Source organism: Chelatococcus daeguensis (genome assembly GCF_001887265.1).
Lineage (GTDB): Bacteria > Pseudomonadota > Alphaproteobacteria > Rhizobiales > Beijerinckiaceae > Chelatococcus_A > Chelatococcus_A sambhunathii.
Genome location: NZ_CP018095.1, coordinates 1,526,669 through 1,541,646, shown reverse-complemented (window position 1 = coordinate 1,541,646; position 14,978 = coordinate 1,526,669). Strand labels below are relative to the sequence as shown.

General features: G+C 69.4%; 16 protein-coding genes. 2 read left to right on the top strand and 14 right to left on the bottom strand.

Features of this window, described 5'->3' with window-relative positions; genetic code table 11:
• Positions 1-3: 3 nt before the first annotated feature.
• The 8 genes from BOQ54_RS07385 to BOQ54_RS07350 form a co-directional block, all read right to left on the bottom strand.
• A complete protein-coding gene (locus BOQ54_RS07385) occupies positions 4-2,910 on the bottom strand; it encodes a formate dehydrogenase subunit alpha (RefSeq protein WP_071923623.1) in 2,907 nt (968 codons plus the stop codon).
• 13 nt (positions 2,911-2,923) lie between these two features.
• Positions 2,924-3,121, bottom strand: a complete 198-nt coding sequence (locus tag BOQ54_RS07380; RefSeq protein WP_071923622.1) for a twin-arginine translocation signal domain-containing protein — start codon at positions 3,119-3,121, stop codon at positions 2,924-2,926.
• A gap of 25 nt (positions 3,122-3,146) precedes the next feature.
• A complete protein-coding gene (locus BOQ54_RS07375; protein ID WP_055460059.1) occupies positions 3,147-3,929 on the bottom strand; it encodes a molecular chaperone TorD family protein in 783 nt (260 codons plus the stop codon).
• A gap of 178 nt (positions 3,930-4,107) precedes the next feature.
• Entirely contained in the window at positions 4,108-4,788 is a 681-nt protein-coding gene (locus BOQ54_RS07370) for a DUF3306 domain-containing protein (RefSeq protein ID WP_071923621.1), read from the bottom strand.
• A complete protein-coding gene (locus tag BOQ54_RS07365) occupies positions 4,785-5,294 on the bottom strand; it encodes a DUF3305 domain-containing protein (RefSeq protein WP_055460061.1) in 510 nt (169 codons plus the stop codon). Before BOQ54_RS07365 ends, BOQ54_RS07370 begins: the two co-directional genes overlap by 4 nt.
• A 12-nt stretch (positions 5,295-5,306) precedes the next feature.
• Positions 5,307-6,329, bottom strand: coding sequence for a DUF6352 family protein (locus BOQ54_RS07360; protein ID WP_055460062.1), 1,023 nt, complete (start codon positions 6,327-6,329; stop codon positions 5,307-5,309).
• The gene (locus BOQ54_RS07355) at positions 6,326-6,859 is read right to left on the bottom strand and encodes a DUF6505 family protein (RefSeq protein WP_063185699.1); all 534 of its coding nucleotides are present in this window, start codon (positions 6,857-6,859) and stop codon (positions 6,326-6,328) included. The genes BOQ54_RS07360 and BOQ54_RS07355 overlap by 4 nt, the downstream gene beginning before the upstream one ends.
• On the bottom strand, positions 6,856-7,557 hold the full coding sequence (locus BOQ54_RS07350) for a biotin/lipoate--protein ligase family protein (protein WP_071924429.1): 702 nt from the start codon (positions 7,555-7,557) through the stop codon (positions 6,856-6,858). Before BOQ54_RS07350 ends, BOQ54_RS07355 begins: the two co-directional genes overlap by 4 nt.
• 149 nt (positions 7,558-7,706) lie before the next feature.
• On the opposite strand from BOQ54_RS07350, the gene BOQ54_RS07345 reads away from it, so the two are divergent.
• Positions 7,707-9,785, top strand: a complete 2,079-nt coding sequence (locus tag BOQ54_RS07345; RefSeq protein ID WP_245316317.1) for a 4Fe-4S dicluster domain-containing protein — start codon at positions 7,707-7,709, stop codon at positions 9,783-9,785.
• A 6-nt stretch (positions 9,786-9,791) separates the two neighbouring features.
• On the opposite strand, the gene BOQ54_RS07340 is transcribed toward BOQ54_RS07345, so the two are convergent.
• A complete protein-coding gene (locus BOQ54_RS07340; RefSeq protein ID WP_063185697.1) occupies positions 9,792-10,781 on the bottom strand; it encodes an LLM class flavin-dependent oxidoreductase in 990 nt (329 codons plus the stop codon).
• 153 nt (positions 10,782-10,934) lie between these two features.
• A complete protein-coding gene (locus BOQ54_RS07335) occupies positions 10,935-12,254 on the bottom strand; it encodes a c-type cytochrome (protein WP_245282538.1) in 1,320 nt (439 codons plus the stop codon).
• Between the two features lie 17 nt (positions 12,255-12,271).
• Here BOQ54_RS07335 and BOQ54_RS07330 point away from each other — a divergent pair, with 17 nt between their 5' ends.
• Complete coding sequence (locus BOQ54_RS07330) at positions 12,272-12,523, top strand: sulfurtransferase TusA family protein (protein WP_063185695.1); 252 nt, start codon at positions 12,272-12,274, stop codon at positions 12,521-12,523.
• A 14-nt stretch (positions 12,524-12,537) separates the two neighbouring features.
• On the opposite strand, the gene BOQ54_RS20360 is transcribed toward BOQ54_RS07330, so the two are convergent.
• The 4 genes from BOQ54_RS20360 to BOQ54_RS07315 form a co-directional block, all read right to left on the bottom strand.
• Positions 12,538-12,672 (bottom strand): hypothetical protein, encoded by a 135-nt coding sequence (locus tag BOQ54_RS20360; RefSeq protein ID WP_276200029.1) that lies wholly within the window; start codon positions 12,670-12,672, stop codon positions 12,538-12,540.
• 80 nt (positions 12,673-12,752) lie between these two features.
• Positions 12,753-13,385: a molybdenum cofactor guanylyltransferase MobA gene (mobA, locus tag BOQ54_RS07325; RefSeq protein WP_055460067.1), complete on the bottom strand. Its 633-nt coding sequence runs from the start codon at positions 13,383-13,385 to the stop codon at positions 12,753-12,755.
• Positions 13,378-14,331, bottom strand: coding sequence for a formate dehydrogenase accessory sulfurtransferase FdhD (locus tag BOQ54_RS07320; protein ID WP_245316316.1), 954 nt, complete (start codon positions 14,329-14,331; stop codon positions 13,378-13,380). Before BOQ54_RS07320 ends, mobA begins: the two co-directional genes overlap by 8 nt.
• Positions 14,325-14,882, bottom strand: a complete 558-nt coding sequence (locus BOQ54_RS07315) for a DUF2478 domain-containing protein (RefSeq protein WP_186438034.1) — start codon at positions 14,880-14,882, stop codon at positions 14,325-14,327. Before BOQ54_RS07315 ends, BOQ54_RS07320 begins: the two co-directional genes overlap by 7 nt.
• Between the last annotated feature and the right edge of the window lie 96 nt (positions 14,883-14,978).

Below are 14,978 nucleotides of genomic sequence, written 5' to 3'. Positions count from 1 at the left end.
CCCTCAGGCCGCCCTGATCTGGCACAGCGTCACCTTGCCTTCGTGCATGCCCGTCACCGGGTCATAGCCATAGGTGGTGATGGTATTGGCGCTTTCGCCGAGGACGATGGGATCCGCGCCCGGCGGGTAGTTCTTGCGCTGGTCCTCACCCATGAACCAGCCGGAGAAGTGGAAGGGCATGAAGGCGACGCCCTTGCCGACACGCTCCGTGACGAGCGCCTTGACGCGGGCCTTGGACTGGTTCTCCGGCCCCGTCACCCACACCCAGCCGCCGTCGCTGATGCCGCGCTCGGCCGCGTCCGCCGGATTGATCTCGACGAACATGTCCTGCTGCAGCTCGGCGAGCCACTTGTTGGAGCGCGTCTCCTCGCCGCCGCCCTCGTATTCGACGAGGCGTCCGGAGGTCAGGATAATGGGGAAGTCCTTCGCGATGCCCTTGTCCACGGCCGCCTTCTGGACGGTGAAGCCGATGTTGGGCACGCGGAAGCTCTTGAAATCCTCCCGCGTCGGATATTTCGCCACGAGGTCGGCGCGCGGCGAATAGATCGGCTCGCGGTGCACCGGCACCGGATCGGGCAGGTTCCACGCCACCGCGCGGGCCTTGCCGTTGCCGTAGGGGATGCAGCCGTGCTCCAGCGCCACGCGCTGGATGCCGCCGGACAGGTCTGTCGACCAGGAGACGGCGTCGGGATTGTTGCCGCCGATGCCCTCGATGGTGGCGCGCTCCGCCTCCGTGAGGTCGGCATCCCATCCGAGCTTCTTCAGGACGCCATAAGTGAATTCGGGATAGCCGTCCGTGATCTCGGAACCCTGCGAGTAGGAGCCCTCCGACAGAAGCGTCACGCCCTCGCGCTCCACGCCGAAACGGGCGCGGAAGGTGCCGCCGCCGTCCTTCACGTGGATGTTGGTGTTGTAGAGCGTATGCGTGCCCGGATGCCGGTATTCGGGCGTGCCCCAGCACGGCCAGGGCAGGCCGTAGTAGTCGCCGCCGACCTCCGGCACGTCCTTCGCCGCGCGCAACGTGACGATGTCGAACTTGTCCTGGTTCGCCATATGCGCCTTGAGGCGCTCGGGCGACTGGCCGCAATAGCCGGTGGACCAGCCGCCGCGGTTGATCTCGCGCAGGATGTCCTCAGGCTCGGGCCTGCCGTTCTCGACCTTGATGTTCTTGAACATCTCGTCGGCGAAGCCGAGCTTCGTCGCCAGGCGATACATGACCTCGTAATCGTCTTTCGATTCGAAGATCGGCTTGACGATCTGCTCGCCCCACTGGAGCGAGCGGTTGGAGGCCGTGCGCGAGCCCGACGTCTCGAGCTGTGTACAGATGGGCAGGAGATAGGTGCCGTCCTTGCGCTGCGAGATTGCGGCGTAGGTCGTCGGATGCGGATCGCCGACGACGAGGAGGTCGAGCTTCTCGAGGCCCTTCACCATTTCCGGCATGCGGGGAATGGTGTTGCCGCCGTGGCCGAAGACCATCATGGCGCGGACATTGTCCGGTTGGTCCACTTGGTCCTTGGGCAGGAGCACGGCATCAAACCACCGCGTCGAGGGGATGCCGGGCGCCTCCATCATCTTCTTGTCGACGAAGCGCGAGAGCATCCAGTCGTAATCGACCTCCCACACCCGGCACCAGTGCTTCCACGCGCCTTCGGTGAGGCCGTAGTAGAGCGGCAGCGACGTGATATCGAGGCCGAGGTCGGTCGCTCCCTGCACGTTGCAATGGCCGCGGAAGATGTTGGCACCGTTGCCGAAGCCGCCGACGTTGCCGGTGGCGAGCAGCAGGTTGCAATAGGCGCGCACGTTGGCCGTGCCGACCGAGTGCTGCGTACCGCCCATGCACCAGATAAAGGTGGACGGCCGCTCCTTGGCGAAGGTTTCGGCGACGCGCTTCAACTGCTCTCCGGGCACGCCCGTCACGTCTTCGACGGTGGCGGGATCCCACTTCTTCACCTCGGCGCGCACCTGATCCATGCCGTAGACGCGCTGGGCGATGAACTGCTTGTCCTCCCAGCCGTTCTCGAAGATGTGCCAGAGCATGCCCCAGATCACGGCAATGTCGGTGCCGGAACGGATGCGCACATATTCCGTCGAATGCGCCGCCGTGCGGGTGAAGCGCGGATCGATGACGAAGACGTTGGCGCGGTTGATCTCCTTGCCTGTCAGGATGTGCTGCAGCGACACCGGGTGGGCCTCGGCCGCATTGGAACCCATGAAGACAATCGTCTTCGAGTTGCGGATGTCGTTGTAGCTATTCGTCATGGCGCCATAGCCCCACGTGTTCGCGACGCCCGCGACCGTGGTGGAATGGCAGATGCGTGCCTGGTGGTCGACCGAGTTGGTGCCCCAGAAGGCGGCGAACTTGCGCAGGAGATAGGCGCCTTCGTTGGAATATTTGGCCGAACCAAGCCAGTAGACGGACTCCGGGCCCGACGTGTTGCGGATCTCCATGAGCTTGTCGCCGATCTCGTTGATGGCGTCGTCCCAGGAGATGCGCTGCCAGGCGCCGTTCACCAGCTTCATCGGATATTTCAGGCGCCGATCGCCATGCACCAGCTCGCGGATGGCCGCGCCCTTGGCGCAATGGGAGCCCCGGTTGATCGGGCTGTCCCATGACGGTTCCTGGCCCACCCACACGCCGTTCTGCACCTCGGCGGTCACCGTGCAGCCGACGGAGCAGTGGGTGCAGATGTTCTTCTTGCGCTCGACGGGCTGCTGGAAATCGGTGGGGCCGGCTTGCGCGCGGCGCACGGCGCCCACCTCGATCGTGCCGACCGCGGCGAGGGCACCGGCCGCGAAGCCGGCCCGCTTCAGGAAGGCGCGCCGGTCGACAAGGGATGCGCCCCCGAAGCCGGCGGCGACGGCCTGCAGCCGTCCCTGCGCGGCCGCAGCGGACTTGCGCTTGATGAGCATGTCGGCCTCCCCCTCAGTACCGGTTGACCCGGTAGAAGTCCTGGACGTGTTCGGTTTCGCGATAGCGCGTCTGGTCGTTGCCGGGAGGCTCGGCCATGGCTTCGGCCTTGTCGGCGACGACCGGTGCGAGCGCCGTCATGGCGGCGCCCGCACCGGCAGCGCCGAGGAAGCTGCGTCGATCGAGGACCTTTTTCTTCTTGTCGTCCTGCATGGCTCCCTCCCCTCGTTCCTTCATGTCAGGCGGGCAGCGCGAAGGCTTCCGCCTCGATCTCCATCATGACGCGCCCGAGCGTGCCCACAGCCCGGTAGAACCGGCCGGCGCGCGAGGTCTCGAGATCCGCGAAGAAGCGCCCGGCCCACGGTTCCACGTGGCGGGCGAAGAACTCCCGTTCGCCGAGGCCGGCGATACCGAAATCGCAGCGGATGAGCCCGGCCATTGTCTCGCAGAGGATGGCGATGTGGTCCTCCGGCTCGGCCACCCGCTCGGCACGCTCGATGCCAAGCCGCGCGAGGTCGCCGCGTAGCACGGCGAGCGGACGCTCGTGCAGGAAGCCGGTGAGGTAATAGGAGGCGTAGGGCAGGATCTCGCCGCGGCCGAGACCGATGAAAAGGTCGAAGAACTCGCGGCTCACGGCTTCGGCGTCCATGCCGGCGGCGGCATCGGCGAGCGCCAGATGCGCCATGCCGATCTCGCTCGCGTCGCCGCGCAGTTGCGCCAGCCGGTCGATGAGGTCCTGCCCCGGCGCGCGCCAGAGCAGCGCCGCGAGCAGCGCATATTCCTCGGCACGGGCCAGATCGATGGGATCGACGTCGGCTGCGGCGGCAGCATCCCGCGGCGGATACATGTCCGGGCGGAGCACGGCACGGTCAACGCCGGTCAGCGCTTCGACGGCAAGGACCCGGTCGGCGGGCACGCGGCGCCAGCCTGAAATTGTCGGCTGGGACACCCCGAGCTGACGGGCGAGCGCACGCACACCCCCCGCTGCTTCGATGGCCTGACTGAGCCCCGCCTCGCGCATTCCCGACCCGTTGCCTCCGTGTCTGAAACGGCAATAGGGCGAGCCTATCACCCCGTTTCCACATTGCAACCATTCCAATGAAATGCTGCAGTGCACCCGCTATGGCTGTAACGGCAGGCGTACGGCGGCGCGTGCCGTCCCCCGCCGCCGAGTCCGCGAAACCCTTGTGACGCCTCGCTCAGACCGGCGTCGCCGAACCCGAACGGCGGCGGGGAGAGGGTGACGGTTTCCCTAAATCTCTATTCAAATCTGTGTGATCTTTGCCCGTCGGCGCGATGGTGGACGGTGCTGGCGAAGGTTCGGGGGGCAATCGGACGGCAGCCGGCGCCTCATCCGGTTCCGGCGCCGGGCCGGGCGCCCGCTCGTCGGCCGGAGGTTCGATTGAGGCGCCGTTCTGCTGCACCCTCTCATCGGCGGGCGGCGGGGCCCCCTCGACGGCGGCGAGGAGGCGCTTGCGCACGGCCTCGCCAATCTCGAGCGGCCCGTAGCCCGGCATGCCGTCGGGAGTGTTCCAGTCCCAGTCGTAGTCCGCGAGACCGACGAAATCGCGGATGCCGGGGTCGCTCACCCACAGGCGGCGCAGCGCCGCCTGGCGCCAGGCCGGCGGCACGTTGCGCTTCAGCCATGGCGTCAGATCCGTCTCCGGGCCGATGCTCTCGATCGGCGGCAGTTCCTCGAGCGGGACAGGCGCATCGTCTACCGGGGAAGCGCTGACCTGCGCCCCTGCCTCGGCCGTCGGTGCGGCAATCTCGTCCGGCGCCTCGGCGGGCACATTCACGGGCACCGTTGCGTCTTCGCTCCGCCGCGCGGCCTCCTTGCGGCGCGACCAGCGGGTGAGGAAGCCTTCGTCGCTGCTCACGGCTCGCCTCCCTCCTTGTCGCGGCCCGGCCGCAGGGCCAAGGCGTCGGGATCGGCCCGATCGCGGCGGCGCTTGATGAAGGCGCGCTCCACATGGTGGTCGGCGACGAAGCGGGCGACGACGCCGGCAACCTCGTCCGGCATCGGCACCACTTCGACAATGTTGTCGCCCGCCTCCGTATAGGCGGCCCCCTCGTTGGGATCGGCCGTAACGACGAGGATGTCGAGCGGCGGCGTGACGCCCGTGGCATGGGCGGCGATCCACAGCTTCGGCGCCCCGCTTTCGAGATTGTCGCGGTACCCGGCCGTCTCCGCACGATAGAGATCGACGTCGAAGGCGCCGGCGTAGAAGCGCTGCACGCCGGCTTCCTCGCCGAGCAAGGTCCACGGGGCCGCCTCCGGCACGCCGGCGATGACGGCGACCGGCAGCCAGGCATGATCCACCCAGCGGCTCTTCAACGGGCGGCGTTCGACGACGACGCCGACGCTGAATCTCTCATGCGCCATGATCCGGCCTCCTCAATGCACCGGCTGGTCCGCCACGAGCGGCAGGCCGGCAATGAGGTTCTGCGGCTTGAAGCGTAGCAGATTGCTCCGGTCCATCGCCATGATGAGATAGACGGGATGGCCGCGCACTTCCGGCCGCACCGGCACGGACGGGTCGACCGTCAGGCGGAAGAGGGCGAGAACGCGCGACGAAGCCTCCCCCTCCACCGCCTCTCCCCGCCACAGGGCGTTGCCGATGGCGGTGGCCTCGGCATCGAGCCCGATGAACCAGCGCCAGTCTCTGTCCTCGATGCGCTGCACAGGCTCGACCGCTACCGCGTGCCCCAGCGTCTCGCGCAGGAAGGCTTCGATGCAGCGGGCGATGGCCGCGCGGCCCCCGGCTTCGCCGCCAAGGTCGAGCACCATGTCGAAGGCATCGCTACGCTCCTGGTAGCCCGTCTCGCCCGGCTGCAGCACGTCAAGCTCGGTCACCGCCGGCCCGCCGAGCATGGCGAGCAGCGGCGAGGCCTGGCGGTTCTCCTCGTGCATCGCGATGGTCTCGGCATCGGCGAGGAGGAGGTGGCCCTCGTGCACGGTCACCTTCTGCGGGCGGAAGAAGATCTCGCCCGCGCGCAGCACCTCGGCATCCTCGCAGCCGTCGAGCGCGGCACGCATCAGCACGTGGACGAGCTGGTTGAGGAAGAGCGGCGGAATGCCGGCGACGCCCTCCCCGATCATGCGCACATAGGCCGCCTGCAGCGTCGGCGCGGCCAGAAGCCGGTCGCGGAAGGAGAGAAACGCCCGCCAGTTGTCGCGCGCATCGGCATCGGCAAGCTGCGCCAGCGTCACGGGCGAGATGGCGGCGAAGGGATCGTCCATCAGCAGGGCATGAAGCGCCCGCTCGGCGGGGCAGGCCTCCTCCGGCGGCATGAGCTCCGGCCGGGCGAGATAGGCCTTCAGGAAGGCATCCGTCACCACGAGGCCGCCGTCCTCGCGCCGGTCGAGCAGCACGTGGCCGCTCGACAGCCAGAAGTCGCGGGTGGCGGCGTCGGTCATGGCTTGTCCTTCATCAGGGCGAGGAGGTCGACCTCCTCTGTCGGCTCGTCGTCGGTCTCGAAGAAGTCGAAGGCGCGGAAGCCCGCGCGCGGCCGGTCGCCACGCGGGGTGAGCGTGCGGTAGCGCTCGCGGATCTCGCCGTTCTCCATCACGCGCTGCAGGGCAAGGAGCGTGCCGACGGCATGGTCGCAGAGCGAGGCGGCGAAGGCGATCTCCTCCCGCGCTGCCGGCAGGGCGGTGGCGACGTCGGGGGCGCCGAGCCGCTCGACGAAGCGTCGTGCCAGAAGTGCCGTGGCCGCCTCGATCTCGTCTTCGCTCGCCTCGCTCACCACCGTGAGGGTGGAAAAGCCGAAGCTGTCGATGCCGAGAAAGCCGGAGCGGAAGGCGACACGCTCCTTCGTCGGCAGCGAGGCGACATCGCTATCGGTGAAGAGAAAGGTGCCGGTCACCGCCCATTCGCCCGGTGCAGCGGCACGGGCGAAGACGAAGGTGTCGGAGGCGTCGAGCCGGATGGTACGCGGCAGCTTCATGACGGACGCCTCCCCTCGGCATCGCGCTCGCTAAGACGCGCGAGCGCCTCGACGAAGAGACGCCGGCGGCGGCCGCGGCCCGTCGTGACGAGCAGATCGCCGTTCACGTCAATGGCAAAAGACGAATCGCCGGAATCGCTTGGCGCCAGACGTTCAACGTAATGTAAAATCTGAGAAGCGCCGTGGTCGTCCGAGAAGCCATGCAGATTCGCCATCAAGTGGCGCGCGAAGCTCTCGACGAGGCTTTCGGCATCCCCCTCGAGCCCGCCGACCATATCGATGCCGAGGCTCCCGCTGGTCGCTTCCGGACCGTCGAGCGTCGCGATACGCAGTCGCGCGCCGAAGACGAGCCAGTCCGGCACCGCCGCATCGCGCGCGCCCGCCGGCCAGGCAAGTTGCCCGTCGCCGACGAGCGCGCCGTCGAGGCGGATGCCGCCCGGCCAGTCGAAGGTCAGCGGATGCTCCGGCGCGCAATGGGCCGCGACGGCATCGGCGAGCGCATTTATCGCCGGGTAGAAGGCGAGGCGTGCGAGAGCGAGCGGCTCGGCCGGCTCCAGCACCACGGCGCAGTCGACGAGATCGAAGCGGCGCGCCCACACGAGTGTGCCCGCCCCTGCCTCGCTCGCGATCGCCCGGGCGTGTGCGAATGCATCCCTTGCCTCGCGCAGGGTGATGAGCGTGAACGGGGGCGGCAGCATGAGCTCGCGGCGGCCGATTGACGTGATCTTGACCGGAATGGCTTCCTCCCCTTCGCCATTCGATTGGAATTCATCCAATTCGATATAAGCTGACGCGAAATGGTGCGAATGCAAGCGCTGTCGGTATCGGTATCGCGGAGGTGAACGCAATGGCTGAAGGCCCCGGTCGCGGCAAGCGCCCCATCGCCAACGGCCCGGTGGTCGAGGCAAAGCCCGTCGCCTTCGTCTGCTCCTGCGAGGGCACGATGCCGCTGGACGAAAAGCTGCTGACGCGGGCCTGCCCGGGCCATGACATGCGCTTCGCCGACCAGCTGTGCCGGCGCGAGCTGGAGCGGCTCAAGGCCGCGCTCGGCCCGGAGGCGGACATCCTCGTCGGCTGCACCCAGGAGGCGCCGCTTTTCGAGGAGGTAGCGGGCGAGGACGCCCCGGAAGCTAATCTCACCTTCGTCAATCTGCGCGAGAACGCCGGCTGGTCGGCCGAGGCGGATGCGGCAGGCCCCAAGATGGCGGCGCTGATCGCCGCGGCGCGGATCGCGCCGTCGCAGGCGCCGCTGGTGCCCCTGAAGAGCGAGGGCGTCGCCCTCGTCTACGGCCGCGACGAGACGGCGATCGCCCTCGCCGAGCGGCTCAAGGACGTGCTGGACGTCACCGTGCTGCTGACGCGCCCCGGTGATGTGCCGGCGCCGCGCCGGAGCGACTTTCCCGTGCTCAAGGGCACTATCGCCCAGGCGACCGGCTGGCTCGGCGCCTTCGAGCTGACGGTCAACGACTTCGCGCATCCGGCCCCGTCCTCGCGCGCCAGGCTCGCCTTCGGCGCGCCACGCGACGGCGCCCTGTCGCGCTGCGACATCGTCCTCGATGTCAGCGGTGGCGTGCCGCTCTTCCCGGCGGGGGAACTGCGCGCCGGCTACCTGCGCGCCGACCCCGGCGACCCGGCGGCCGTGGCGCGCCTTGCCTTCGAGGCGTCGCAGCTCGTCGGCGAGTTCGACAAGCCGCGCTACGTCACCTTCGATGCGGCGCTGTGCGCCCACTCGCGCTCGAAGAAGACCGGCTGCACGCGCTGCCTCGACCTGTGCCCCACCGGCGCCATCACGCCGGACGGCGACCATGTCGCCATCTCGGCCGAGATCTGCGCCGGTTGCGGCGCCTGCGCCGCCGTCTGCCCGACCGGCGCGGCAACCTATGCCCTGCCGGCGAGCGACACCTTGATGGCACGGCTGCGCGCCCTGCTCCACACCTATGCCGAGGCCGGCGGCGAGCGGGCGGTGGTGCTCTTCCACGACGAGACCCATGGCGCGGAGCTGATCGATGCGCTTGCCCGTTACGGCGAGGGCCTGCCAGCCCATGTCCTGCCGGTTGCCGTCAACGAGGCGACGCAACTCGGGCTCGATGCCTTCGCTGCGGCCCTCGCCTATGGCGCGACGGCGATCCGCGTGCTGACGCGCGCCAAGCCCAAGCACGACACGGGCGGCCTCGTGCGCAACCTTGCCTATATGGACGCCATCGCGGCGCCGCTTGGCTTCGGCGAAGGCTGCGTGGCGACGATCGAGACGGACGACCCCGACCAGCTCGCGGCGGCGCTCGCCGGTGTGCCGGTGGCGGGCGTGCCGGAGCGGCGGGCGGCGAAGTTCCTGCCGCTCGGCCAGGGGCGCGAGCTCACCGTGATGGCGCTCAAGGAACTGCGCAATGTCGCGCCGCTTGCCGTCGACGTCCTGCCCCTGCCCGAGCGCGCGCCCTTCGGTACCGTGCATGTCGAGACGGAGGGCTGCACGCTGTGTCATGCCTGTGTCGCCGCCTGTCCGACGGGGGCGCTCGGCGACAATCCCGACAAGCCGATGCTGACCTTCGCCGAGGACCGCTGCGTGCAGTGCGGGCTATGCGCCGCCACCTGCCCGGAGAAGGTCATCACGCTCGAGCCGCGCATCGACTTCGCCGCCTGGGCCGCCCCGCCGGTGACGAAGAAGGAGGAGGAGCCCTTCCACTGCGTCGCCTGCGGCAAGCCCTTCGGCACCCGCTCCACCATCGAGCGGATCGTCTCGCGGCTCGAGGGCCGGCACTGGATGTTCTCGGGCGAGCACGCCCGGCGCATCGCCGTCATCAAGATGTGCGAGGACTGCCGCGTCGAGGCCGTGGTCAACGAGAGCTTCGACCCGCACGATGCTCCCGCCCGGCCGGCGCCGCGCACGAGCGAGGACTACCTGCGCGCGCGGGAGAAGAAGCACCACTGACCGGCGTCAGCGCGGGTCCTGCGCCGCGGCGGCGATGAGCTCGAAGGACCTGAGCCGCGCCGCATGGTCGTAGACGTCGGAGACGACGATCAGTTCGTCGGCGGCGGTCTCGGCGACGAGCGCCGCAATGCCCTCGCGGACGGTCTGCGGCGAGCCGACGATCGAGCGGGCCAGCATGCGCATGGCCTGCGCCTTCTCCATGGGCGTCCAGTAGGTCTCGATGTCGTCGATCGGCGGGCGGCTCAGCCCGCGCGCGCCGCGGAAGATGTTGGCGAAGGACATCTGCTGGGTGGTGGCGAGGCGGCGGGCCTCCACATCGCTCGGCGCGGCGATGATGTTGACGCCCACCATGGCATGGGGCCGCGCGAGCTGGGCGGAGGGCTTGAAGCGGGAGCGATAGGCCTCGAGCGCCGGCAGCAGCATCTCGGGCGCGAAATGCGAGGCGAAGGCATAGGGCAGGCCGAGTTCGGCAGCGAGCATCGCGCCGAACATGCTGGAGCCGAGGATCCAGATCGGCACGTTCGATCCCGCCCCCGGCACGGCGCGGATCATCTGGTCCGGCGCGGGCGGACCGAGAAGCGCCTGCAGTTCCACGACATCCTGCGGGAAGGTATCGGCGCTGGCCGGGGAACGGCGCAAGGCGCGCAGGGTGCGCTGGTCAGTGCCCGGCGCCCGGCCGACGCCGAGGTCGATGCGGCCGGGGAACAGGGCCTCGAGCGTGCCGAACTGCTCGGCGATGACGAGCGGCGAATGGTTGGGCAGCATGATGCCGCCTGCACCGACGCGGATGGTGCTGGTGCCGGCGGCGATATGGGCGATGACGACGGAGGTCGCCGCGCTCGCGATGCCCGGCATGTTGTGGTGCTCCGCCACCCAGATGCGGCGGTAGCCAAAGCCCTCCGCGTGGCGCGCAAGGTCGCGGGCGTTGTCGAGCGCGCCGCGCGCATTCGTCTCCTCCGTGATGCGGACGAGATCGAGAATCGAAAGTGCAACCATGTCGTCATCCCCGTCGAGCCGTTGTGCGGGCCAGATGGGGAGCCCGCGGACGAGGCGGAACCGCCAGACGCGCCCGGCCCCGGCGCCGAGCCATGCGCCCGGCGCACCTTTCGGAAGAATAGCGGCGGCAGGTTGCAGCGATGCAACGGGCGTTCAGCGCGGCGCAGTGGCCTTCCTCAGGAAGTCCACCAGCGCCTGTCGGTCTGCCTCGCTCGTCACCCGCTGCTCCGGCATCTTGGTGCCGGGGAGATAGGCATTGGGGCCGATCTCGAAGAGGCGGGCGATGGTCTGGCCCGACCAGACGATGCTCAGGGCCCTGAGTGCCGGCGAATAGTCGTAGCCGGGCGCGGAGGCGATGCGCCGGCCGAAGATGCCGTAGAGCGTCGGGCCGGCCCGGTTGCCGCCGTCCGGGGTCAGCGTGTGGCAGGCGGCGCAGGCGCGGAAGACCTCGGCCCCGCGCTCGCCGGAGAAAGCCGCGAGCGGATCCTCTCCCGCCTGCGGAATGACGGCACCGATATGCTCGCCCGTGCGCGCGTCCCAGCGGCGGACCATCCGGTCGCCGCCGCCCGAAAAGATCTCGCCGCCGTCGGGCGAGAAGGCGAGCGACCACACCGGCAGCCCCGGCCCGACGAGCGTCGCGACCACCGCCCGGGTGCTGCGCTCGATGATGGCGACGTCACCGCGGATGCCACCGGCGGCGACGCGCTTACCGTCCGGCGACAAGGCGAGGGCGATGAGGGGCGTCGGGCCCACCTCGCGCTCGCCGAGCACCTCCCCCGCCGCCGAGACGAAATGCAGCTTGCCGTCGGCCCCCGCGACGACGATCTCGCCATCGGGGGCGACGACGACGCCGTTGAGCGGCGTCGGCAAGGTCACGACGACGGGCGGCCGCGCGGGATCCTGCGGCCACAGGCGCAGCGTCGCGTCATAGCCGGAGGTGACGAGCCCACCCGCGGGCATGAAGGCGACGCCGTTGACGTTGCCCTGATGGCCCCGGAGGCGCCGCCGCTCCTCGCCCTGCGGCGACCAGAGCGCCGCCGTGCCGTCCCAGGCCGCCGACGCGAAGGTGCCATCCGGACCGGCCGTGAGCGCGACGATTGGCGCCTCGTGTGCCACGATCACGCGCTCGGGCGTGCGGCCTGCGGCCGGCCAGATCGCGATGCGCCCGTCCTCGCCGCCCGTGGCGAAGCGTCCCTCTCCAAGCGCCACGGCCGCGTTGACCGAGCCGTCGTGGGCGCGCAGCACCGCTTCCGCCACGCCGGAGGCCAGCCGCCAGCGGATGGCCGAGGTATCGAAGCTCCCGGTCAGCGCCACCTCTCCTGCGGGATCGACAGCGATCGCCCGCACCGGGCCGCCGTGGCCGCGCAGTTCCTGCGCCTCGGGGGCACCGGTCAGGGAGAGCGTGAGGAACAGCGCGGCGAGGCCCCGCATTGCCCGGGCGAAGCGGCGCGGTGCATGATCCGGGCGAATCATCGAAGGGACGCCTCCCCATGAGCGACGAGACCAGCCATGATGCGACCGCCGGACAAACGCTCGACCTGCGCGGCCTCAAATGCCCCCTGCCCGCCCTTCACACCCGCAAGGCCCTGCGCAGCCTCAAGGCGGGCATGCTCCTCGTCGTCGAATGCACGGATCCGATGGCCGCCATCGACATCCCGAACCTGGTGCGCGAGACGGGAGACATGCTCGAGGCGCAGGAAAGGCGCGGCGACAACCTCCTCTTCTCCATCCGCAAGGCCTAAGAAGCGCGTCCCGCTCAGTGAATGTCACCGAGGCGCACGCCGCTCGTCGTGAAGGCCACGTCAACGGGCTTCTGCAGATCGGACAGGACGAAATCGGCACCCACCGCGACGACGATGGCGACGACCACGGCAACGATGAATGCGCGCATTGCTCCCTCCCCCAATGTCTCCACCCAATCTTCCTGTTCCCTGCATCGCCTGAGGAGGGTGCGTGCGAAAGCGCGCCCCGTCAACTCAGGCGTGCGTGAACGAGGATCGCCTCGGCGGCTTCTAGATCTGCCGGCGCGTTGGCGTTGAAGAAAACGTCGAACGGCTCCGTCGGCCATTCGGCGACGGCGAGCGGGAAGCGGGCCGTGAAGCGGTCGATCTTGCGCTCGCCCTCGCCAACGAGCGCCCGGCGCAGATCCTCGCGGATGCCGACCGGCCAAAGCCCGACGACCGGATGGGTGCGCCCGCCGGAGGCGGCGCAGGCGAGCATCGCCCCCTCTTCCTGGCGCGCGGCATGGAGGCGCGCGACGAGATCCGGCGGCAGGAACGGCGTGTCCGCGGCGACGCTGACGATCCATTCCACGTCGCGCCGGCGCACCGCCACGTGGTCGAGCACGGCGAGAATACCGGCGAGCGGGCCGGCGAAGCCGGGCACGTCGTCGGGAACGACCGGCAGGCCATAGGGCGCAAAGCGCGCCGGATCGCCATTGGCGTTGATGACCAGCCCGGCGCATTGCGGCGCCATGCGCTCGACGACATGGTCGAGGATCGGACGGCCGCCGACATGGCGCAGCGGCTTGTCGCCCCCGCCCATGCGCCGGGCGAGCCCGCCGGCGAGCAGCGCGCCGATGGTTGGCGGGCAGGTTTCAATCATCTGCGCCTTCCTTGTCGCTTGCTCCCTTGCGCCGATGCTTCGCCGATTCCTCCGCCACATAGGCAAGATCCTGATCGAAGACGATACGCTCGGCACCCGAGAGGACGATGAAACGCTTGCCCCGCGCGCGGCCAACGAGCGTCAGCCCCGCCTTGCGGGCGAGCTCGACGCCCCAGGCGGTGAAGCCGGAGCGCGAGACGAGGACGGGAATGCCCATGCGCACCGTCTTGATGACCATCTCGGAGGTGAGGCGCCCCGTCGTGTAGAAGATCTTGTCCGCCGGATCGATGCCGTGCCGGTGCATGTAGCCGGCAACCTTGTCCACCGCATTGTGGCGGCCGACGTCTTCCATATAGACGAGCGGCCGGTCGCGCTCGCACAGAACGCAGCCGTGTATGGCGCCCGCCGCAAGATAGAGCGAGGGTGTCCGGTTGATCTTGTGGGTGAGCGCGTAGAGCCAGGACGTGCGCAACTCCGCATGCGGCAGGCGGGCCTCGTCGATCACGTCCATCAGGTCGCCGAAGGCGGTGCCCTGGGCGCAGCCGGACGTCAGGGTGCGCTTGCGCAGCTTGTCCTCGTAGTTGGTCTTGCGCTCGGTGCGCACCACGACGACATCGAGCTCGGCGTCGTAATCGACATCGGTGACCACGTCGTCCGGCTTCAGCATGTTCTGGTTGAGCAGGTAGCCGACGGCAAGATGCTCCGGGTGGTCGCCGATCGTCATCATGGTGACGATCTCCTGCGCGTTGAGATAGAGCGTCAGGGCCCGCTCGGTGACGACGCGGGTCTCGACCGGGGCGCCGCCCTGGTCGACGCCGGCGACCGTGATGCCGAGGCGCGGGTCGAGCGGATCGGGCCGCACGAGGTAATCGGCAAGGAAGGCGAGGTCCTCGCTCTCGTCAGCGCGTGACGGCGACGCCAGGCTGCCCGGATGACCGTTTACCATGTAATCCCCCCGGTGATCCTCTCGGCGGCGCGAGCCTCGTCCGCGACCTGCGCGAGGCACCACGCTTCGAGCGCCTCGAGCGACGGCTCGAGAACCTGCCAGTCCTCGCCGGCGAAAGATCGCCAGGCCGGCAGCAGCGCCTCGCCGACCGCCGTGAGCGTCGGCAGGCCGCGACCGACGGCGAGTCCGAATTCGTCGCGCAGACCCCTGCCCTCGGCTTCCGCCTTGCCGAACTTGTTGAGGATGACGAGGTCAACGCGGTCCGACCCGATGGCCGCCGCGGCAAGGCCGGCCGAGGTCGCAAGACCCTGCGCGTCGAGCCGGCAGCCGCGTGCGCCCCGTCCGCGCTGCTCGCTGATGGGGACGAGGCGGCCGGTGGCGAGGTCCTCGAGCGCCATGTGTCCGCAGGCGGTGCAGGCATCGTCCTCGTTGTGCTGCACGAGACCGGCGAGGCGCAGGCCGCGTTGCCGGAGGCGCCGGCTCAGCGCGACGAGCAGGCCGTCGACGAGGTGCTGCGATTGATAGACGACGACGCCGATGGCCGGTTGCATTGGCATACTCCACGGCACCATTCTATTGTGCCGCCCGCCCCGACAATCTAGGCAGTCGGGCGAGGGGAGAAAAGGCTGCCCGTGCCAGCCAGCCGG

Coding starts and splice junctions, on each gene's coding strand:
- BOQ54_RS07320 (WP_245316316.1), bottom strand. CDS start 14,331: ATGGTAAACGGTCATCCGGGCAGCCTGGCGTCGCCGTCACGCGCTGAC.
- BOQ54_RS20360 (WP_276200029.1), bottom strand. CDS start 12,672: ATGCGCGCATTCATCGTTGCCGTGGTCGTCGCCATCGTCGTCGCGGTG.
- BOQ54_RS07350 (WP_071924429.1), bottom strand. CDS start 7,557: ATGCTGCCGCCCCCGTTCACGCTCATCACCCTGCGCGAGGCAAGGGAT.
- BOQ54_RS07340 (WP_063185697.1), bottom strand. CDS start 10,781: ATGGTTGCACTTTCGATTCTCGATCTCGTCCGCATCACGGAGGAGACG.
- BOQ54_RS07345 (WP_245316317.1), top strand. CDS start 7,707: ATGGCTGAAGGCCCCGGTCGCGGCAAGCGCCCCATCGCCAACGGCCCG.
- BOQ54_RS07355 (WP_063185699.1), bottom strand. CDS start 6,859: ATGAAGCTGCCGCGTACCATCCGGCTCGACGCCTCCGACACCTTCGTC.
- BOQ54_RS07380 (WP_071923622.1), bottom strand. CDS start 3,121: ATGCAGGACGACAAGAAGAAAAAGGTCCTCGATCGACGCAGCTTCCTC.
- BOQ54_RS07365 (WP_055460061.1), bottom strand. CDS start 5,294: ATGGCGCATGAGAGATTCAGCGTCGGCGTCGTCGTCGAACGCCGCCCG.
- BOQ54_RS07375 (WP_055460059.1), bottom strand. CDS start 3,929: ATGCGCGAGGCGGGGCTCAGTCAGGCCATCGAAGCAGCGGGGGGTGTG.
- mobA (WP_055460067.1), bottom strand. CDS start 13,385: ATGATTGAAACCTGCCCGCCAACCATCGGCGCGCTGCTCGCCGGCGGG.
- BOQ54_RS07315 (WP_186438034.1), bottom strand. CDS start 14,882: ATGCAACCGGCCATCGGCGTCGTCGTCTATCAATCGCAGCACCTCGTC.
- BOQ54_RS07360 (WP_055460062.1), bottom strand. CDS start 6,329: ATGACCGACGCCGCCACCCGCGACTTCTGGCTGTCGAGCGGCCACGTG.
- BOQ54_RS07385 (WP_071923623.1), bottom strand. CDS start 2,910: ATGCTCATCAAGCGCAAGTCCGCTGCGGCCGCGCAGGGACGGCTGCAG.
- BOQ54_RS07335 (WP_245282538.1), bottom strand. CDS start 12,254: ATGATTCGCCCGGATCATGCACCGCGCCGCTTCGCCCGGGCAATGCGG.
- BOQ54_RS07330 (WP_063185695.1), top strand. CDS start 12,272: ATGAGCGACGAGACCAGCCATGATGCGACCGCCGGACAAACGCTCGAC.